General features: G+C 58.6%; 16 protein-coding genes. 10 read left to right on the top strand and 6 right to left on the bottom strand.

The window, feature by feature from the left end; translation table 11 throughout:
- Positions 1-103 precede the first annotated feature (103 nt).
- Together panC and panB are read left to right on the top strand one after the other, a co-directional pair.
- Positions 104-982, top strand: coding sequence for a pantoate--beta-alanine ligase (gene panC, locus ASD46_RS12610; protein ID WP_060642356.1), 879 nt, complete (start codon positions 104-106; stop codon positions 980-982).
- On the top strand, positions 979-1818 hold the full coding sequence (gene panB / locus ASD46_RS12615; protein ID WP_060642357.1) for a 3-methyl-2-oxobutanoate hydroxymethyltransferase: 840 nt from the start codon (positions 979-981) through the stop codon (positions 1816-1818). The genes panC and panB overlap by 4 nt, the downstream gene beginning before the upstream one ends.
- Positions 1819-2020: 202 nt before the next feature.
- Here the strand turns inward: panB and rhaI are convergent, their stop codons facing one another.
- On the bottom strand, positions 2021-3313 hold the full coding sequence (rhaI, locus tag ASD46_RS12620) for an L-rhamnose catabolism isomerase (protein WP_003511194.1): 1293 nt from the start codon (positions 3311-3313) through the stop codon (positions 2021-2023).
- 100 nt (positions 3314-3413) lie between these two features.
- The gene (locus ASD46_RS12625) at positions 3414-5510 is read right to left on the bottom strand and encodes a bifunctional rhamnulose-1-phosphate aldolase/short-chain dehydrogenase (RefSeq protein WP_060642358.1); all 2097 of its coding nucleotides are present in this window, start codon (positions 5508-5510) and stop codon (positions 3414-3416) included.
- 200 nt (positions 5511-5710) lie between these two features.
- On the opposite strand from ASD46_RS12625, the gene ASD46_RS12630 reads away from it, so the two are divergent.
- The 7 genes from ASD46_RS12630 to ASD46_RS12660 all read left to right on the top strand — a co-directional run bounded on the left by ASD46_RS12630 (position 5711) and on the right by ASD46_RS12660 (position 13073).
- Positions 5711-6541 (top strand): DeoR/GlpR family DNA-binding transcription regulator, encoded by an 831-nt coding sequence (locus tag ASD46_RS12630; protein WP_003511198.1) that lies wholly within the window; start codon positions 5711-5713, stop codon positions 6539-6541.
- Between the two features lie 48 nt (positions 6542-6589).
- Positions 6590-7600, top strand: coding sequence for a rhamnose ABC transporter substrate-binding protein (rhaS, locus tag ASD46_RS12635; RefSeq protein WP_003511200.1), 1011 nt, complete (start codon positions 6590-6592; stop codon positions 7598-7600).
- Positions 7601-7809: 209 nt separating this feature from the next.
- Entirely contained in the window at positions 7810-9345 is a 1536-nt protein-coding gene (locus ASD46_RS12640) for a sugar ABC transporter ATP-binding protein (protein WP_060642359.1), read from the top strand.
- 13 nt (positions 9346-9358) lie between these two features.
- Complete coding sequence (locus ASD46_RS12645; protein WP_019564797.1) at positions 9359-10360, top strand: ABC transporter permease; 1002 nt, start codon at positions 9359-9361, stop codon at positions 10358-10360.
- Positions 10357-11367 carry an ABC transporter permease gene (locus ASD46_RS12650; protein WP_060642360.1) on the top strand — a complete coding sequence of 337 codons (1011 nt, stop codon included), beginning with the start codon at positions 10357-10359 and terminating at the stop codon, positions 11365-11367. The genes ASD46_RS12645 and ASD46_RS12650 overlap by 4 nt, the downstream gene beginning before the upstream one ends.
- Before the next feature lie 3 nt (positions 11368-11370).
- Positions 11371-11694: an L-rhamnose mutarotase gene (gene rhaM / locus ASD46_RS12655; protein ID WP_003511206.1), complete on the top strand. Its 324-nt coding sequence runs from the start codon at positions 11371-11373 to the stop codon at positions 11692-11694.
- The gene (locus tag ASD46_RS12660) at positions 11691-13073 is read left to right on the top strand and encodes an FGGY-family carbohydrate kinase (protein ID WP_060642361.1); all 1383 of its coding nucleotides are present in this window, start codon (positions 11691-11693) and stop codon (positions 13071-13073) included. The genes rhaM and ASD46_RS12660 overlap by 4 nt, the downstream gene beginning before the upstream one ends.
- Positions 13074-13128: 55 nt before the next feature.
- Here ASD46_RS12660 and ASD46_RS12665 read toward each other — a convergent pair whose 3' ends face one another.
- From ASD46_RS12665 to ASD46_RS12680, 4 genes are all read right to left on the bottom strand, one after another.
- On the bottom strand, positions 13129-13965 hold the full coding sequence (locus ASD46_RS12665; RefSeq protein WP_003511208.1) for an alpha/beta fold hydrolase: 837 nt from the start codon (positions 13963-13965) through the stop codon (positions 13129-13131).
- 334 nt (positions 13966-14299) lie between these two features.
- Positions 14300-14995, bottom strand: a complete 696-nt coding sequence (locus ASD46_RS12670; RefSeq protein WP_003511210.1) for an FkbM family methyltransferase — start codon at positions 14993-14995, stop codon at positions 14300-14302.
- A gap of 164 nt (positions 14996-15159) precedes the next feature.
- Positions 15160-17094: a putative bifunctional diguanylate cyclase/phosphodiesterase gene (locus ASD46_RS12675; RefSeq protein WP_060642362.1), complete on the bottom strand. Its 1935-nt coding sequence runs from the start codon at positions 17092-17094 to the stop codon at positions 15160-15162.
- A 9-nt stretch (positions 17095-17103) separates the two neighbouring features.
- The gene (locus tag ASD46_RS12680; RefSeq protein ID WP_003511212.1) at positions 17104-17610 is read right to left on the bottom strand and encodes a molybdopterin-dependent oxidoreductase; all 507 of its coding nucleotides are present in this window, start codon (positions 17608-17610) and stop codon (positions 17104-17106) included.
- Positions 17611-18235: 625 nt separating this feature from the next.
- Between ASD46_RS12680 and ASD46_RS12685 the strand changes: the two genes are divergently transcribed.
- Positions 18236-19672 carry an NAD-dependent succinate-semialdehyde dehydrogenase gene (locus tag ASD46_RS12685; protein ID WP_060642363.1) on the top strand — a complete coding sequence of 479 codons (1437 nt, stop codon included), beginning with the start codon at positions 18236-18238 and terminating at the stop codon, positions 19670-19672.
- Positions 19673-19860: the final 188 nt, after the last annotated feature.

Below are 19860 nucleotides of genomic sequence, written 5' to 3' on the forward strand. Positions count from 1 at the left end.
CTTAATCGATATAATGCCCACAGCCGCGTTGACCCCGTTCGGCAAATCGAGTTCTATCCACCACCTTTCGCCGGAGGGCGATCGGGGAGCCGGAGGAGAACCTATGCGCCTTGTAAAAACCGTCGCCGAGTTGCGCGGTCTGACCGCCACGTTTCGTCGCGATGGCAAGACCGTCGGCTTCGTGCCGACCATGGGTTTTTTGCATATCGGCCATCTGACGCTGGTTGCCAGGGCGAAAGCGGAGAACGACGTGACGGTGGTCTCGATCTTCGTCAATCCGCTGCAATTTGGAGCCAATGAGGATCTTGCCCGTTACCCCCGCGATCTCGCCCGCGATAGCGCGCTGCTGGAAGAGGCAGGTGTCGACATTCTTTTCGCACCCGAGGTTACGGAGATGTATCCGCGCCCGATGCAGACCGTGGTGGATGTGCCGGAACTGGGAAGCCAGTTGGAAGGTGCGGTACGGCCGGGGCATTTTGCCGGGGTTACGACTGTTGTCACCAAGCTTTTTAATCTCGTGCAGCCGGATGCCGCCTATTTCGGTGAAAAGGACTACCAGCAGGTAACGCTGATCCGGCGCATGGTGGACGATCTCGCCCAGCCAGTCCGCATCGTTCCCGTCGCCACCGTACGTGAGGAGGATGGGCTCGCCTGCTCCTCGCGCAATGTCTACCTGAGCCTTGAAGAGCGTGCCGCCGCCGTAATTGTGCCGCGCGCGCTTGATGAGGCCGAGCGGCTGTACGATGAGGGCTGCGACGACCCGGCCACTTTAGAAGCGGCGATAGAAAAATTCATCGCCAAGGAGAAGCTGGCGTTGCCCGAAGTCGTGGCGGTGCGCGATCCCGACACGCTGGCCCCCGTGGCTTCGCTGCAGGCGGGGCCTGTGCTGGTGGCACTGTTCGTGCGGGTCGGCAGCACCCGCCTTCTCGACAACCGCGTCATCGGACGTGATAAAACCGGCAAACAGGAGGCTGCACTATGAGCACGCACGCGAAACAGAAGCGGCTGACGACAGCCTCCATCAAGCAAATGAAAGGCGGTGCGCGCATCGTCTGCCTCACCGCCTATACGACGCCGATTGCCCGCCTGCTCGATCCGCATTGCGACCTGCTGCTGGTTGGCGATTCAGTCGGCATGGTGCTTTATGGCATGGACACGACGGTCGGCGTCACCCTGGATATGATGATCGCCCATGGCCGCGCCGTCATGCGTGGTGTGGAACACGCCTGCGTCATCGTCGATCTCCCCTTCGGGACCTATCAGGAATCAAAGGAACAGGCGTTCCGCAACGCCGTGCGGCTGATGCAGGAAACCGGCTGTGATGGCGTGAAGCTGGAAGGCGGTGAGGAAATGGCCGAAACCATCGCCTTTCTCGTGGCGCGCGGCATTCCGGTGTTCGGCCATGTCGGGCTGATGCCGCAGTTGGTCCACACCGCCGGAGGTTTCCGCTCTCTTGGACATTCAGATGCGGAAACGCAGAAAATCTGGCGCGATGCGATTGCGGTCGATCAGGCCGGTGCTTTCGCCATTGTCGTGGAAGGTACCGTCGAGCCGCTTGCGCGCGAATTGACCGAAAAACTTTCCGTCCCGACTGTCGGCATCGGCGCATCACCGGCCTGCGATGGGCAGGTACTGGTTTCCGACGACATGCTCGGTCTCTTCATCGATTTCAAACCGAAATTCGTCAAACGTTTCGCCGATCTGGGTGCGACCGTTTCACATGCAGCGGCAGGTTATGCCGAAGAGGTGCGCTCCGGTGCGTTTCCGGGGCCGGAGCACACGTTTCAGGTCCGCAGGCAATCGCCTTCCGGTGAGTGAGGGAACGGCGCAGAGGAGGTAGTGAGGTGGTGACGGACACCTTCACCTTCGTCATGCTCGGGCTTGTCCCGAGCATCTGCTACCTATCAATTTTGTGAAATGTCGGGCAGATCCTCGGCACAAGACCGAGGGTGACGTCGCGTTTGAGGCAAGGTTTGTAAGTAGGCTCGGCTTCTCCGCCCGTCGCCTCAAACCCCAACCCCTAAACAATCCCGCCGCTACCACCGACCGAAGCCGGGCGTTCCGCCGCAACCCGTTTGCGATAACCACTCGCTCGGTAGGTGGCAACAGGATCGATCGCGCCGCCTGCCAACTGCCTTGCTTTAGCGAGAACCGGCTCGACATCGGTGCGATAGGCCCGTTTCAGCGTATCGGAGGCCATCAACGCATCGTTGTCTTGCTGGTAGCCATCCAGAGCCGCGCGATCCACCAGCAGCGCCTGCGCATAGGCCCGGCGGATTTCGTTGGCACTAGAAATCAGGCTTTCGATTGGGTCGGTCACATTGTGCGACTGGTCGATCATATGGGCGGGATGGAAGCCCTTCACGCCACGATGTTCGGCATCTACCAGCTCGTTGAAGACGAGGAACAGGCGGTAAGGCTCGATGGAGCCGGCATCCAGATCGTCATCGCCATATTTCGAATCGTTGAAGTGGAAACCACCGAGCTTGCCGAACTGGATGAGCCGGGAGACGATCATCTCGATATTGGTATTAGGCGCATGGTGACCGAGATCAACGAGGCAGAACGCCTTTTCACCGAGCGTATTGGCGATGAGGTAGTTGGTGCCCCAATCCTGCACGACGGTGGAATAGAAAGCCGGCTCGAACATCTTGTGTTCGGAAAAGATGCGCCAGTCATCCGGCAGCGCCTTGTAGATATCGGCCATGGCCGCGAGATAGCGCTCGAAACTTCTGGTGAAATTGCTCTGGCCGGGGAAGTTGGAACCATCGCCCACCCACACCGTCAGCGCCTTGGAACCAATTGCCTTGCCAATCTCGATACATTCGATGTTGTGCTCCACGGCTTGGCCCCGCGTTGCGGCATCGGTGTGGCTGAGCGAACCGTATTTGTAGGAATGGCTCTGATCCGGTGCATCCGAGAAGGTATTGGAATTCATGGCGTCGAAGCCGAGACCTAGCGTGTCGGCATGGTCCTTCAAACGCTTCGGGTCCTGCTTGTCCCACGGAATATGCAGGGAGACATTCGGGGTCGCCCGTGTCAGCTGGTTGATGACAGCGCAATCATCCAGCTTGTCAAAAATGCCGCGGGGCTCACCTTCGCCCGGAAAGCGGGCGAAACGGGTGCCGCCGGTGCCGACGCCCCAGGATGGAACAGCGACGAAGAATTCCGCGACCTTGGCGGTGACAGCATCGATATCGATGTTGCGGCGCGCAAGCTGGTTGCCCAGCGCATCGTAGTCGTCCTTCAGCGCGGCGGCGCGCTTGTCGTTTTCGGCCGCGATCACATCGGCGGCGATTTTGGTGTCGGTCATCTCTTCCTCCCCGGAATCGGTCCAGTGCATGCTCGATCATCGCCCCCTCTGTCATTCCGGCATTAAGCCGGGATGACGGATGTGAGACGTGCCGAAATTTCTACCGCGTAAAGCTCTGCGCATTGCCGGCATCGACATTGATGATATTGCCGGTTGATTTGGCCGACGCGTCGGACGCCAGGAAGTAGATCGCTTCGGCGATGTCTTCCGGGAATACATTGAGCTTCAGCATCGAGCGCTTGCGGTAATGTTCCTCCAGATCGGTCACCTCGATCTTCGACGAGGCCGCGCGCTGCTCGCGCCACTCACCGTTCCATATCTTCGAACCGCGCAGAACGGCATCGGGATTGACGGTGTTGACGCGAATGCCGGCTTCCGCCCCTTCCAGAGCAAGGCAACGGGCAAGATGGATTTCCGCCGCCTTGGCCGTGCAATAGGCAGAAGCATTGGGCGAAGAGGCAAGACCGTTCTTCGAGGCGACGAACACCACGTTGCCGCCGAGATTTTGACGCCTGAGTAGCCGGAATGCTTCTCGTGACACGAGGAAATAACCCGTCGCGAGAATATCGATATTCTTGTTCCACATGGCAAGCGTCGTGTCTTCCACCGGTGCGGACGAGGCGATGCCGGCATTGGAGACGAGAATATCCACGCCGCCAAATTCCACGCTCGCTTCCGCAAAGGCGGAAATTACCGCGTCTTCCTGCGTCACATCCAGCTTGACGCTGCGCACCGCATCAGCACTGTAGCGCTTCGCGAAATCGCCCTTGGCCGCTTCCAGCGCCGCCTCGTCAATATCGGCGAGAACAACGCAGGCGCCCTCCGCTGCCAGCCTTTCCGCCGTCGCCCGGCCGATGCCGCCGGCGCCACCGGTGACAAAGGCCACGCGTCCGGCAAGGCTTTTCGGCTTCGGCATGCGCTGCAGCTTTGCCTCTTCCAGCAGCCAATATTCGATATCGAAGGCTTCCTGTTCGGGTAGGCCCTGATATTCGGACACGGTGGAAGCGCCGCGCATGACGTTGATGGCGTTGACGTAAAATTCACCGGCGATACGGGCGGTTGCCTTGTCCTTGGCGAAGGACAGCATGCCGACACCGGGGATCAGGAAAATCACGGGGTTCGGGTCGCGTATATCAGGCGAATTATCATGGCGGCACGCCTCATAATATCTGACGTAGTCGGCGCGGTAGGCCTCTAGCGCCTTGTCGAGACCGGCTATCAGCGCATCCACATCGGGATTTGCCGTATCGAGATCGAGGATCAGCGGGCGGATTTTCGTGCGCAGGAAATGATCCGGGCAGGAGGTGCCGAGATTTCCGAGCGGCTTCAGATCCTTCGAATTGACGAACTCAAGAACCGCGTCCTGATCATCGAAATGGCCGAGCTTGCGCTCCTTGCGGCCGATCCGACCACGGATTTCCGGCATCAACCGTGCTGCAATCGCGCGGCGTTCGGCAAGTGGCAGGCTCCTGGCAACGGCACCGCCGAAAATCGTCTTGCCTTCGGTCTTGGCCGCAAACCATTCGATCGCCTTGTTGATAATGGCGAGCGTCAGTTCGTAACATGTCTTGGCGTCGTTATCCCAGGTGAACAGACCGTGGCTTTCCAGCACAACGCCCTTGGCCTCGGGGTTGGCTTTTACGAAAGCCTCGAGATCGAGACCCAGTTGGAAACCGGGACGGCGCCAGGGAAGCCAGCCGATGTCATCGCCAAAGATCTGCTGCGTCAGTTCTTTCGAATTTTTGGAGGCGGCAATCGCGATGATCGCATCCGGATGCATATGATCGACATGATCAAAAGGCACGAAGCCGTGCAGCGGCGTATCGATGGAGGCGGCGCGTGGGTTGAGGTTGAAGGTGCAATGCGGCAGGAAGCCGACCATGCGGTCCTCATCCTCGACACCCTTGTAAATGCCCTTTAGCGCTTCCAGCTTGTCGAGATAAAGCGTCGCAAAACCATCAAGCTTGATGGTACCGACATCGCCGCCGGACCCTTTAACCCACATGACGCGGACTTTCTCGCCTGTCAGCGGATCGGTTTCGAGCACCTTCGCGGATGTGTTTCCGCCGCCGTAATTGGTGATGCGCTTGTCGGCGCCAAGCAGATTGGAGCGATAAAGCAGCTTGCCAGGCTCATCGAGCGTTTTGGCATAGGCATCGTCCCAACGGCTTTCGAGAAGGCGGGATTTTCCCGTCATGTCTTCCTCCCAAGTCAAGTCTGCATTCGCGGTGCCGATATCGGCCCGCCTCCGTTGACGGCAGATATCGCGCATACAAAAGCATAATGTCAATCAAAAACGATCATAAATTTTCATGTTGCAGCGCGATATTGATTAATTTGATCGTTCTTGATTGACAACGTAAAGAGATTGCGAATAATCACAATCAGGAGGACCACATGCACGAACGCGAACGCCATCGCATCATCTTGAGCGCCACACAGGAAAAAGCTGTCGTGACGGTGCAGGATATTGCCGAACTGACGGATGCGTCGGAAGCAACGATCCGCCGGGATATCGCGTCCCTGCATGTTCAGGGAAAGTTGCGACGCGTGCGTGGCGGTGCCGAAGCGGTGCATCCACCGCAGTTGGGCAATCTGGCCGCGCGACCGTTCCGCGTGTCCGAATCGGTCAACATCGACAAGAAACGCGCAATTGCGCGCAAGGCGGTTGATCTCTGTAATGACGGTGATGCGATCATCCTGAATGGTGGGACGACCACATTCCAGATGGTGCACTACATGGCGGCGCGCCGGCTGCAGGTGATGACCAATTCCTTCGCGATTGCGGAGCATCTGGTCAAACATTCCAAATGCAATGTCAGCGTGCCGGGTGGCGCGATCTATCGCGATCAAAGCCTCATCCTGTCGCCCTTCGAAAACGATGCCATCCGCAATTTTTACGCAAGACGAATTTTTCTCGGCGCGCAGGGCATCGGCGCACTCGGCATCATGGAATCGGACGCGCTGGTGATCCAGAGCGAGCAGAAGCTGATGCGGCAGGCGGAAGAGCTGATCGTGATGGTCGATTCCTCGAAATTCAAAAAACGATCCAGCCTGATTTTATGCCCACTCGAAAACGTCTCGACCATCATCACCGATGACGGGATTTCGGATGAGGCGGCGCGGATGGTTGAAAATGCCGGCGTCGAATTGCTGATCGCCGGCGCAGCGGGGGATGGCAAGATAGCCAACCCGCCTGATGAGGAGGATTCCTCTTCGGTCGCTTGAGGAAGCACCGAAGAGAGGAACAGGTTCAAAAACGGGAGGAAAAGGAACATGAAACTTACACGCAGAACATTGACGAGCGTCCTGGCACTTAGCGCGGCGCTCTCCGTCGCGGGTCTTGGCGGCGTTGCCCAGGCAGCCGATGTGAAGATCGCGCTGGTGGTCAAATCACTTGGCAACGGCTTTTTCGAAGCCGCCAACAAGGGCGCGCAGGAGGCTGCAAAAGACCTCGGTGGCGTCGAGATCATCTATACGGGCCCGACCAGCACCACTGCGGAAGGCCAGATCGAGGTCATCAATTCGCTGATCGCGCAGGGCGTGGATGCCATCGCTATTTCCGCCAATGACCCGGACGCCGTGGTTCCGGCGCTGAAAAAGGCGGCGCAGCGCGGCATCAAGGTCATCTCCTGGGATTCCGGCGTGGCACCTGAAGGCCGCATTCTGCAGCTCAACCCCTCGTCCAACGCGCTGATCGGCAAGATGTGCCTGCAGCTTGCCGCATCGCACCTGGAAGGCGGCAAGGGCGATTTCGCCATCCTTTCTGCCACCACCACCTCCACGAACCAGAATATCTGGATCGATGAGATGAAGAAGCAGCTGAAGGACTTCCCCGGCCTCAACCTCGTTACCACCGTTTATGGTGACGACCTTGCCGACAAGAGCTACCGCGAAGCACAGGGCCTGCTTTCCTCCCATCCTGATGTGAAGGTCATCGTCGCACCGACGACGGTTGGCGTTCTTGCGGCCTCTCAGGCCGTGAAGGATGCGGGCAAGATCGGCAAGGTCTTTGTGACGGGCCTTGGCCTGCCCTCGGAGATGGCTGGCGCCATCAAATCAGGCGCAACCAAGGAATTCGCCATCTGGAACCCGATCGACCTCGGTTATTCCGCCACCCAGATTGCCTACCGCCTTGTGAAGGGTGAAGCAGACGGCAAGCCGGGCTCGGAAATCGAAGCCGGCCGCATGGGCAAGATCAAGGTTGGCGAAAATAGCGAAGCGGCCATGGCCGATCCCTTCATTTATGACGCCAAGAACATCGATCAGTTCTCGAAGATTTTCTGATCTGAATAATTTCCGGCAGTGCGGAGGCTAACCCCCTCTGTCCTGCCGGGCATCTCCCCCTCAAGGGGGGAGATCGATATGCCGCACCCGCTCGTTCCATAGGCAGGGTGTATCCGCTTGCCGATCTCCCCCCTCTTGGGGGGAGATGCCCGGCAGGGCAGAGGGGGGTGCCTCTCGCCGCTACACTCAAAACCAACCGGTAAGACGGAATGATGCGTGCTGAAACCAAAATCTTAGACGTTACCGAGACTTCCAGCGCGACGCCCATTCTGGAAATGCGCGGCATCAGCCAGATATTCCCCGGCGTGAAGGCGCTGGATGGCGTCGATATCGCGCTTTATCCCGGCAAGGTCACGGCGCTGATCGGCGAGAACGGTGCTGGAAAATCCACGCTCGTCAAAATTCTCACGGGAATCTACCGCCCGAATGAAGGGGAAATCCTTCTCGATGGCCGGCCTGTCACCTTTCACGGCGCACAGGATGCCATCGATGCCGGCGTGACCGCCATTCATCAGGAAACCGTGCTGTTCGACGAGCTTTCCGTGGGCGAAAACATCTTCCTCGGTCATGCGCCCAAAGGCCGTTTCGGCCTCATTGACTGGAAGACCATCAAGGCGCGCGCCGGGGTCCTGCTTGAACAGCTCGAAAGCACCATCGATCCGTCCATTCGGCTGAAGGACCTTTCCATCGCGCAGCGCCACCTCGTGGCAATCGCCAGAGCGCTTTCCGTCGAGGCACGCATCGTCATCATGGATGAACCGACAGCCGCCCTTTCCCGCAAGGAAATCGATGATCTGTTCCGCATCGTTGAAAACCTGAAGCGGCAGGGCAAGGCCATCCTGTTCATCAGCCACAAGTTCGATGAAGTATATGAAATCGCTGAAAATTATGCCGTATTCCGGGACGGAAAGATGGTCGGCGCGGGTAATCTCGCCGCCACCCCGCAGGATGAGATCGTACGCCTGATGGTTGGCCGCGACGTAACCAACGCCTTTCCCAAGCAGGCGGTCGCGCTCGGTCCGACGGTTCTTTCGGTGCAAAATTATTCACACCAGACGGAATTTCGCGATATTTCTCTCGATCTGCGCAAAGGCGAAATTCTTGGCCTTTATGGGCTGATCGGCGCCGGGCGGTCGGAACTGTGCCAGTCGCTTTTCGGCATCACGCGCCCAGCCTCAGGACAGATTACCCTCAACGGCGAACCGCTCGTCATCCGTTCGCCGGAGGATGCGATCCGCGCCGGTATCGTTTATGTGCCGGAAGAGCGTGGACGGCATGGGCTGGCGCTGGACATGCCGATCTACCAGAACATGTCGCTGCCCTCTCTTGCCCGCACCTCTCGCAAGGGCTTTCTCGCCGCCGCAAACGAATTTGCTCTGGCGCGCAAATATGCCTCACGCCTCGACCTGCGCGCCGCCGCCCTGTCCGTGCCCGTCGGCACGCTTTCCGGCGGCAACCAGCAGAAGGTGGTGATCGGCAAATGGCTCGCCACGCAGCCGAAAGTCATTATTCTCGATGAACCCACCAAGGGCATCGATATCGGGTCCAAGGCCGCCGTGCACGGCTTCATCAGCGAGCTGGCGGCCGAAGGTCTCTCCATCATCATGATTTCATCCGAACTTCCCGAAATTCTCGGCATGTCCGACCGCGCCATCGTCATGCGCGAAGGCCTGATGGCAGGTTTGTTCGAACGCGCCGATTTTTCTCCGGAAAAGCTGGTGCGCGCCGCCACCGGCAACGCCTGAGAGGGGCAAAACCATGCAACGTTTTCTCAAAAATCGCGAATGGCTGCTGGCGGGCATCATCGTCATCATGATCGCAGGCTTTGCGCTGCGCGCGCCCGGTTTCGGCAAGCCGGCCAATCTCGTCAATATCTTCAACGATACCTCCATCCTCATCATCCTGGCGCTTGGCCAGATGGCGGTCATTCTCACCAAATCCATCGATCTTTCGGTTGCCGCCAACCTCGCCTTCACCGGCATGGCAGTGGCGATGACCAATGCCGCCTTCCCGGGAATTCCACTGCCGCTTCTCATCGCCATGGCGGTCGGCATCGGCGCGTTTCTGGGATCGATCAACGGCATTCTCGTCTGGTGGCTCGGCATTCCGCCCATCGTCGTCACGCTCGGCACGCTCACCATCTATCGCGGCATGGCCTTCGTGCTGTCGGGCGGCGGCTGGGTGAATGCGCACCAGCTTTCGCCGACCTTCCTCAACGTGCCGCGCACCATGATCCTCGGCATGCCGGTTTTATCCTGGGTCGCCATCCTCATCATCGCCGGTGCCTGGCTGGTGCTCAGCCGGACCTCTTTCGGCCGCTCCGCCTACGCTTCCGGCGGTAATCCGGGCGCTGCGGTCTATGCCGGCATCGATGTCGGCCGCACACGCTTTCTGGCTTTCGTTCTGTCAGGTGCACTGGCAGGACTTGCGAGCTATCTCTGGGTATCGCGTTATGCCGTTGCCTATGTGGATATCGCCGCCGGTTTCGAACTGGATAGCGTGGCGGCAAATGTGATTGGCGGCATCTCCATTGCCGGCGGCATCGGCTCGGTGGCAGGCGCTGTGCTCGGCGCACTGTTTCTCGGCGTCATCAAGAACGCCCTGCCCGTCATTGGCATTTCTCCCTTCGCGCAAATGGCGATTTCCGGCGTGGTTATCGTGCTCGCCGTCGTCTTCAACGCCCGCGCCGAAGCTCGAAAAGGGCGCATCATCCTGCGCGACCGGGCGGCAAGCGATCAGGCCAAGGAGGCCGCAGCATGAGTACGAATTCTCAACCGGCGCAGAAGCCGCGCATCATTCCAGACAAGCTCGGCACGCCGTTGCGCCGTCTCATGGCAAGCTGGGAAGTGCTGCTGCTCGGCGTCGCGATCCTCATCTTCATCGCCAATTCGTTTGCCTCGCCCTATTTCCTCAATGCATGGAACCTGTCCGACGCGACCTTTAACTTCACCGAAAAGGCGATCATCGCCTTTGCGATGGCGCTTCTGATCATCGCTGGCGAGATTGATCTCTCAGTGGCCGCCATCATCGCTCTCGCCTCCACCGCAATGGGTGCGGCGGTGCAGGTGGGTGTCGGCACGCCGGGGCTCGTCGCCATCGGCATCGGAACCGGGCTACTCTGCGGGGCGTTCAACGGCTTTCTCGTCGCTGGCCTCAAACTGCCATCCATCGTCGTCACCATCGGTACGATGAGCCTGTTTCGCGGTATTTCCTATATGGTGCTGGGTGATCAGGCCTATGGCAAATATCCGGCGGATTTCGCCTATTTCGGTCAGGGTTACGTGTACTCGGTCATCTCCTTCGAATTCGTGCTGTTCCTCGCCATGGCCTTCATCTTCGCCATTCTGCTGCACGCCACAAATTTCGGCCGGCAGGTCTATGTCATCGGCAACAATCCGTTTGCCGCCCGTTTTTCCGGTATTCCCGTCGAGCGGGTGAAATTCATCCTCTTCCTTTTGACCGGCCTGATGAGCGGCATCGCCGCCGTCTGCCTCACCTCGCGGCTCGGTTCCACCCGCCCCTCGATTGCTCAAGGCTGGGAGCTTGAAGTCGTGACCATGGTGGTGCTCGGCGGCGTGTCGATTCTCGGCGGCTCCGGCACCATTGCGGGTGTCGTCATCGCTGCCTTCGTCATGGGCCTCGTCACCTTCGGCCTCGGTCTTCTGAACGTGCCTGGCATCGTCATGTCGATCTTCGTCGGCCTGCTTTTGATCATCACCATCGCCATACCCATCGTTGTGCGCCGCCTTCGCGCCATCAGAGGCTAAGCCATGCCGGAATTAGAAAAACACGCTTTCAAGATGAAACTCTTCGCCGGCAAGCAAGCCGAATATAGACGGCGCCATGACGAGATATGGCCGGAACTGGTTGCTCTTCTGCACGAAGCGGGTGTGAGCGACTATTCAATCCACCTCGACCCGGAAACCGACATCCTGTTCGGCGTGCTGACCCGCCCGAAGAACCACGGCATGGCAGCATTGCCCGAGCATCCCGTGATGAAGAAATGGTGGGCGCATATGGCTGACATCATGGAAAGCAATCCCGATAACTCGCCTGTCGCGACTGACCTTGTGACAGTGTTCCACCTGCCATGAATGACATGACAAAGCCACGCCGCGTCGCGGTCATCGATATAGGCAAGACCAATGCCAAGGTCGTTATCATCGACACCCGAAACGGCGAAGAGATAACCGGTGACAGACGTTCCAACCCTGTCCTTCGTGACGGTATTTATCCGCATTACGATGTGGAGATGCTCTGGAGCTTCATTCTCGCCTCTCTGCGGCGGTTCGCGGAAGAGCCGGGTTTCGATGCGATTTCCATCACGACCCATGGCGCGTCTGCCGCACTTCTTGACGAAAACGGCGATCTTGCCATGCCTGTGCTGGATTACGAGCACAGCTACCCCGCAAGCGTTGCGGACGCCTATCTCCGCATCAGGCCAGATTTTGCTGAAACCGGCTCGCCCTCGCTTCCAGCCGGATTGAACCTTGGCGCACAAATCCATTTCCAGAAAACCGCCTTTCCGCAGGAATTCGCTGGGGTGCGCAGCATCGTCACCTACGCGCAATATTGGGCGGGGCGGCTGACCGGCGTTCAGGCCACCGAGACGACCTCGCTCGGTTGCCATACGGATTTGTGGAATCCGCGGCTGAAGGCGTTTTCATCGCTGGTCGAGCGCTTGGGCATTGCGCACTTGATGGCGCCGGTGCGCTCCGCCTTCGATGTACTCGGGCCAGTCCGCGAATCGGTGGCGCTGGAAACCGGGCTTTCGGCGGATATATCGGTCTATTGCGGCATCCATGATTCCAACGCCTCGCTGCTGCCGCATCTGCTGCGGCGGCAGGGTGATTTTTCGGTCGTCTCCACCGGCACCTGGGTGGTGAATTTCGCCATCGGCGGTACGGCGGAGACGCTGGATCCCGCCCGTGATACGCTTTTGAATGTCGATGCCCTCGGGCGTCCCGTTCCCTCCTCCCGCTTCATGGGCGGCAGGGAATATGAAACGCTGACGCAACAATTCGGGCCTGCTCCGGACGAAGAAACCGAAGCCGCTCTCGGCGGCGTGCTCACAAGAGGCATGATGCTGTTGCCCAGCGTCGTCAGCGGTTCCGGCCCCTTCCCCGGCAAAACAGCGCGCTGGATTGCCGACGACAATGCCACGGTTGCGGAACGGCACGCGGCAGCGGCGGTTTATCTCGCCCTGATGACGGAGTTCAGTCTATCGCTCATCGGGCGGAAAGGCCCGATACTGGTCGAAGGGCCATTCGCCAGCAATGCGCTTTATCTCAAGGCGCTGGCAGGTTTTGCCGAAACTGAGGTCATCGCCGTCAGCGGCTCCACAGGCACCAGTGCCGGGGCAGCACTCCTCACCGGTATCAAACCACTTGCCGGTCGCGAGCGCCATTTCGCTCCCGATGCCATTGCAGGGCTTCCCGCCTATCGCAGCGAATGGCAGGCCCGTCTGGCTTGACGCAGGACGACAAAATGCGGCCGGGTATCCAGCCGCATTCCGTTTTGCAAAAGGATCAAGCCTTGATGAAGGCCAAGAGATCGGCGTTGAGCACGTCTGCATTGATGGTCAGCATGCCGTGCGAGAAGCCGGGATAGGTCTTCAGCGTACCGTTTTTCAGGAGCTTCACCGATTTCAGCGCAGAGTCCGCAATCGGCACGATCTGGTCATCTTCACCGTGCAGCACGAGTGTAAGCACGCTGATGGCCTTCAGGTCTTCGGTCTGGTCGGTTTCCGAGAATGCCTTGATGCCATCGTAATGCGCCTTGGCACTGCCCATCATACCCTGCCGCCACCAGTTCTGGATCACGCCTTCCTGAACGGTCGCTCCATCGCGGTTGAAGCCGTAGAACGGGCCGGAGGGCACATCGCGGAAGAACTGCGCGCGGTTTGCGGCAAGTGCTGAACGGAAGCCGTCAAAAACCTCCATCGGCAGGCCCTCGGGGTTGGCCTCGGTCTTGAGCATCAGCGGCGGCACGGCGGAAACCAGAACGGCCTTCGCGACGCGGCCTGCGGGTTCACCGTGTCTGGCAACATAACGCGCCACTTCGCCACCGCCGGTAGAATGGCCGATATGCACGGCATTTTTCAGGTCCAGCGCTTCTGCAACCGCAAAGGCGTCTGCGGCATAATGGTCCATATCGTGACCTTCGGAAACCTGCGCGGAGCGGCCGTGACCACGGCGATCATGGGCGACGACACGATATCCTTTCGAGAGGAAAAACAGCATCTGTCCATCCCAGTCGTCGGAGCTGAGTGGCCAGCCGTGGTGAAACACGATGGGCTGAGCATCCTTCGGGCCCCAGTCCTTGTAGAAGATGTCTGTTCCATCTGTCGTCTTAACAAAGCCCATGATCGTTTCTCCTTCGGTTGCGTTGGCATCTTCCGGTGCGATCTATGTTGTGCGCCGGTTTGATGGAGGGATGATGACGCAGGAAAACATCCGCAACAATTGCAACAATAATTCCGAATGAATTGCTGATCTGGCAATAATAGCCGTGCCGCCCGCTGTCTTACGCCCCGGTACCGGCGCTAACGGCACCGCGACCGAAAAGTTGCGACAGAAGACGCAAACGGATTGAAATAACCAACCGGGTAAGTTGCGTTTTAAATTGTGATCAACGGCGCACGGGCGCGGTCGCGACTGCACACCGCCGGAAACGAAACTCGCTAAGTTGTTCGAACTCTCAATCCACGTCGGGATCGTATTCCCTCGGGCTGTCGTCCTTGGAAAACAACACGCAAGGGCCGCGTGAACCGCGTGGATCATAGGCGTATCCCTTGGCGGTCAGTGCCTGCATGATGTCGCGAACACCTTCGAGGCCATAAAGGTGATCGTGCAGCTCGACGAATATCCGCTCCACGCCAGCAAGCTCGGCATTGCCGAGCAGATCGCGTTCCGCGCCCTCGATATCCATCACGAGCGCCGTGATGCCCCGGCTGGCGACAAACGCATCGATATTCTCGGACGAGATTTCGATGCGCCTTTCATAAGGACCCTGATTTTCGTCCATGGACGACATCCAGAGATCCTTGCGGACATAGAAGGGATAGGTACGCGGCTCGTCGGCCGTGAGAAGTCCTTGGGAAAACACGACATTGCCACGGCAATTTGCCTTGATCACCCGTTCCGCCAGTGCCGCTGTGGACGGATTGGCCTCGAATGCCCAAACGGAAACATCCTGAATACCGGCAATGATCGAGGTTATGATGCCGATGCCGGACCCCAGTTCCAATACGCGGTCGCCGGGCTTGATGGCTTTCAGGACGCTGCGGGCCTCTTTCGCCTCATAGCTGCCGTCGGTCAGCGCCTGCCATATGACGGGCGATACCTCATCGGAAGAAAGAGGCAGGGCTACTCCATGCACATCCAGAATTTCCATATTTCCCAAGCCCTTTCTCAAAACCCGGTCTCGTCAACAGAACGATCCCGCATAGACCGCGAATGCTCTACAGTATCGGTGCGACAACCGGTATTGGTTTTCGCCGTCGACGATGTATCCCACTGAAATTTAACATGGCTTGCCCTGTTCGAAAGCAAACCCGTTCAAACGGAACTCCAGGCCACCAGCTCCTTGGCCGGCAACGGCCGGCTGATCAGATAGCCCTGTACCAGATCGCATCCCAGACGTTTGACCAGCTCATATTGCTCCTCCGTCTCGATGCCTTCGGCGATGGTGGTCATTCGAAGGCTGCGCCCGACGCCGACCACGAATTCGACGATCGCCAGCGCGTCGCGGTCGCTGGTGATATCGCGCAGGAATGACCGGTCGATCTTGATCTTGTCGAACGGCACGCCGCGCAAATTCGCAAGCGAGGAGTAACCGGTGCCGAAATCGTCCATGGCGATCTGGATGCCGACGGCCTTCAGCCGCGTCAGCGTGTTGATCGTCTGGTCGCTCTTGTTCAGCAGGATCGATTCGGTGATCTCAAGCTCGAGCCGGCTCGGCTCCAGCCCGCTTTTATCAAGGGCACCCATCACGTTCTGAATGAGGTTGGTACTGTGGAACTGAACCGGCGAGAGATTGACCGCCACCTTCATGTCCTCATCCCATCGCATCGCCTCGCGGCAGGCAGTCTCCATCACCCATTTTCCGAGCGAATGGATAAGGCCGGTTCGTTCCGCAACGGGAATGAACACGCTGGGCGGAACATCGCCGCGCACTGGATGTTTCCAGCGCAAAAGTGCCTCGAAGCCACAAAGCTTGCGGGTTTGCGTCGCCACCTGCGGCTGGTAATAGACCTCCATCTCGTCGTTCTGCAGCGCAGTCTGCAGATCAGCCTCGAAGGATTTCTTTTCGGTCAGCTGCTTTTGCATGCGGACTTTGAAAACACTCGCCCGGCCAGGGCCGATGGCCTTGGCTTCATAAAGCGCCAGATCCGCGCGCTTGAACAATTCATCCGCATCGACGGTACCATGCGATATGGCGATGCCGATGCAGGTGCCGATTTTCACCTCCTGCTCGCCGAGCTGGTAGGTCCGGCTGATCTGCTCGATAAGCTTGGAGGCGAGACGGCGCGCCGTGTCCTCATTAAGATCATCGGATACGACAGCGAATTCATCGCCGCCAAGGCGGCAAACCATGTCGTAATCACCGCCGATCCCCGAAAGGCGCTGTGCCACGGCCTGAAGCAAGGCGTCGCCCGAATCGTGGCCAAGCGTGTCGTTGACGTCCTTGAACCCATCAAGATCAAGCAGAAGAATGGCCGTCGTTCCATTGCCGCCGAAGGAGCGGCGCAACCGCTCGATCAGTTCCTGCCGGAACAGCGAGCGGTTCGGAAGGCCCGTCAGCGCATCATGATAGGCATCATGCTCCAGCCGGACATTCTTGGCCTGCAATTCAAGCGTGGCGGCGCGCAGATCATCGGTCAGCCCGCGCATGCTTTTCTGCGCACGGTTCAACAGATCGTTCTGGCGAAGCAGCAATATCACCAGCGCGATGCCGCACAGGATCAATCCGCCCGCAAGCGCGGTGTAGACGATATGCAGCTTGCGCACGTCCTCATGGGCCGTATCGATCAGATTGACGTCATAGGCGACCGACGACGAAGCCAGCGTCGTCATCGGCGCATCGAGCGAGCTCATCTCGGAGAGCAGATCCGGAACATCCCTTGGCTCCAGGGTGTTCATCTGCTGTTCCAGGCGGGCCAGAACCGCGTCAAGGCGGGTTACGAGATCCCGCCATTGCTGCTTTTCATTGATGAAAGCGCCGAGGTTACCCTGCTTCAAGAGCTCCAGGCGGCTTAGCATGATGTCCATGCGCAGCTGCAATTCGTCCCGGTCTATGACACCGGGACTGAGCGCAAAAACGGCCAATTTGTTCTGAAGGCGGAGATACTCCGCCACGGTCTGACTGACCGCCCACGAATCGTTATAGCGGGAAAATTTCTGCAGAGCGGTCTGACGCTCGGCAATGACGAAAGCGATATAGCCCGTTGCCAGGACGAAGCAACAGATGATCACCGCCACAAGTTTTCGCAAACGGCACCTTTATTCCACTATCAATTTGGCAACTTGCCATGCGGACCGCGAATAATAGGTCTGCTTCTGCAATTCCGGGTCGCTATCATAGGGATAGATGACAAACAGCGGACCCTTTTCGCGAACTGTCATGTAGTTGCCATCCAGCTTGATCGCGAGGATAACGTTAAATTTCTTAAAATCCTCAACCGGTATGGTGCTCACATAATCGTTGAGTGCAACTGCCGTTACGCTGGTGCCTTTTGCGCCGACGAGATCCATCAACTTTGCCAGTGACACGCCGTCAAAACGAACGCGGCCATCGTGCCAGGGCGTCGTGGTCTCCACCGTCACCATGCCCAATCCCTCCAGCATGTCGCGATCGAATACCGCAGCGCCATCGGCATTGGTGTTGGTGATGTTTCCGGAGATGGTCAATATCGGCTTGCCTTGCGGCTTGGCGATCGTCCCGGCCTCGGCACAGGAAAGCCACATGAGCGACAGAAACGCACTGAGAAGTACCCGGGCGAAACTCATACTCTTTCTCCATCTAGCGTTCAGGTCGAGGGGTTTTCGCCAACCTCTGAGGGTCAAGGGAACCGACGCTCGCAATATATATCAGGAATGAATGTTATATCCTTAGTGAGATTTTATCCGTATTTTCTCTAGGTTTTGAGTAAACCGTTTGGATAATTTTTCCGTCTTATTGTACTTTTTTACACTTCACGCCCTGTTATGACGCAAGCAACACTACAAGTTGCGTCTTCGTATCAATCCGTCTGGTGCGACAAAGGCCAAATTGCGGCATATGCGTGATTGCTTAACAACAGCAACACATGATTCGCGCGTATCGGACAAGACCAATGCGCGTTCGGCATCCGCCTGCCTGTCAGGCAGGAAAGCCGAGAGACAAGTTTCGCATCACAGAAAAATCATGGCGATTGCCAGAGCGAACGGTTGAAACATACCGTACGCAACTTAATATAAGAGCTGTCATTTCCGTTTCCGGCATTTTCAGCTTCCTCTTGCCGGAAATGCCCAGACGCCCGTTCCGCGCAGCGCAAGCGGCGATACCGGATATATTCCGGTCAGGAAAATTCTGTTCACGTCTCCGGGCTGGACGGCACCCTGCCGTATCGGCCGCATCATGAAGGTAGTCCCTATGCACACCTATCCCGACATCAAACTTCTCATTGATGGCGAATGGCGAGACGCCGTTTCCGGCAAGACGATCGCCGTATCCGACCCTGCGACCGACGAAATCATCGGCGCGATCGCCCATGCCGAAAAGGCGGACCTCGATCTGGCGCTTGCCGCTGCCGAACGTGGCTTCAAGGCCTGGCGCGACACCTCGCCCTTCGAGCGTTCCAAGATCATGCGCAGGGCAGCCGACATCCTGCGCGAGCGCAAGGACAAGATCGCCTATATAATGACCCGCGAGCAGGGCAAGCCGCTGTCGCAATCGGCAACCGAAATCATGGGCGCCGCCGATACCATCGACTGGTTCGCCGAAGAAGCACGTCGCACCTACGGCCAGGTCATCCCGGCGCGCGCAACCGGCGTTTCCCAGCTTGCCATCAAGCTGCCGGTTGGTCCCGTCGCGGCGTTTACGCCATGGAACTTCCCGATCAACCAGATCGTCCGCAAGCTTTCGGCTGCCCTTGCCACTGGCTGCTCCATCATCGTCAAGGCCCCGGAGGAAACACCGGCATCGCCGGCGGAACTGATCCGAGCGTTTGTGGATGCGGGCGTGCCGGCGGGTGTCATCGGTCTCGTTTACGGCGTGCCATCCGAGATTTCGGAATATCTGATCCCGCATCCGGTCATCCGCAAGATTTCCTTCACGGGCTCCACGCCGATCGGCAAACATCTGGCAGCGCTTGCCGGCAAGCACATGAAGCGCGCCACGATGGAACTCGGCGGTCATGCGCCAGTGATGATCTTTGACGATGCCGATATCGAAAAAGCGATCGAGGTGACCTCGCTTGCCAAGTTCCGCAATGCCGGTCAGGTCTGCGTCGCTCCCACCCGCTTCCTCGTGCAGGACGGTGTGGCGGATCGCTTCCTTGAAGGTTTCGTGGAAGCCACGAAGGCGATCAAGGTCGGCAACGGCCTGGAAGAAGGTGTCGTCATGGGGCCGCTCGCCAATGAGCGCCGCATCCCAGCGCTGGAAGGCCTGATCAACGACGCCGTTTCTCATGGCGCGGAACTGAAGACCGGTGGCCGCCGAATCGGCAACAAGGGCAATTTCTTCGAGCCCACGGTGCTCGCCAACGTGCCCGTGACAGCCAAGATCATGAACGACGAGCCCTTCGGTCCCGTCGCCATCATCAACCGCTTCTCGACATTCGATGATGCCATCAACGAAGCGAACCGCCTGCCTTTCGGCCTTGCATCCTACGCCTTTACCAGCTCGGTCAAGACAGCGCATGCGCTCGGCCACCAGGTCGAGGCGGGCATGCTGACCATCAACCACAACGGCCTTGCGCTTCCCGAAGTCCCCTTCGGCGGCGTCAAGGATTCCGGTTATGGCACGGAGGGCGGTTCGGAGGCGGTTCAGGCCTATCTGGAGACGAAATTCGTCAGCCAGATGAGCTGAAGCTTTGGATGCAAGCTCAGGGCGGATGACAATATCCGCCCTGAACCTGAATTTGGCGAACCCGGAATCTCCACGCGTCGTCACCCCGGACTAGATCCGGGGTCCAGCGCGATCAAGTCATTGACCAAAAAAGACTACTCACCGCGCAGGCGCCCAGTGGCCGGATGCAGGATGCCGGATCAAGCCCG

The organism is Rhizobium sp. Root491, assembly GCF_001427205.1.
In the GTDB taxonomy this organism is placed as follows: domain Bacteria; phylum Pseudomonadota; class Alphaproteobacteria; order Rhizobiales; family Rhizobiaceae; genus Agrobacterium; species Agrobacterium tumefaciens.

Coding starts and splice junctions, on each gene's coding strand:
- panC (WP_060642356.1), top strand. CDS start 104: ATGCGCCTTGTAAAAACCGTCGCCGAGTTGCGCGGTCTGACCGCCACG.
- panB (WP_060642357.1), top strand. CDS start 979: ATGAGCACGCACGCGAAACAGAAGCGGCTGACGACAGCCTCCATCAAG.
- rhaI (WP_003511194.1), bottom strand. CDS start 3,313: ATGACCGACACCAAAATCGCCGCCGATGTGATCGCGGCCGAAAACGAC.
- ASD46_RS12625 (WP_060642358.1), bottom strand. CDS start 5,510: ATGACGGGAAAATCCCGCCTTCTCGAAAGCCGTTGGGACGATGCCTAT.
- ASD46_RS12630 (WP_003511198.1), top strand. CDS start 5,711: ATGCACGAACGCGAACGCCATCGCATCATCTTGAGCGCCACACAGGAA.
- rhaS (WP_003511200.1), top strand. CDS start 6,590: ATGAAACTTACACGCAGAACATTGACGAGCGTCCTGGCACTTAGCGCG.
- ASD46_RS12640 (WP_060642359.1), top strand. CDS start 7,810: ATGATGCGTGCTGAAACCAAAATCTTAGACGTTACCGAGACTTCCAGC.
- ASD46_RS12645 (WP_019564797.1), top strand. CDS start 9,359: ATGCAACGTTTTCTCAAAAATCGCGAATGGCTGCTGGCGGGCATCATC.
- ASD46_RS12650 (WP_060642360.1), top strand. CDS start 10,357: ATGAGTACGAATTCTCAACCGGCGCAGAAGCCGCGCATCATTCCAGAC.
- rhaM (WP_003511206.1), top strand. CDS start 11,371: ATGCCGGAATTAGAAAAACACGCTTTCAAGATGAAACTCTTCGCCGGC.
- ASD46_RS12660 (WP_060642361.1), top strand. CDS start 11,691: ATGAATGACATGACAAAGCCACGCCGCGTCGCGGTCATCGATATAGGC.
- ASD46_RS12665 (WP_003511208.1), bottom strand. CDS start 13,965: ATGGGCTTTGTTAAGACGACAGATGGAACAGACATCTTCTACAAGGAC.
- ASD46_RS12670 (WP_003511210.1), bottom strand. CDS start 14,995: ATGGAAATTCTGGATGTGCATGGAGTAGCCCTGCCTCTTTCTTCCGAT.
- ASD46_RS12680 (WP_003511212.1), bottom strand. CDS start 17,610: ATGAGTTTCGCCCGGGTACTTCTCAGTGCGTTTCTGTCGCTCATGTGG.
- ASD46_RS12685 (WP_060642363.1), top strand. CDS start 18,236: ATGCACACCTATCCCGACATCAAACTTCTCATTGATGGCGAATGGCGA.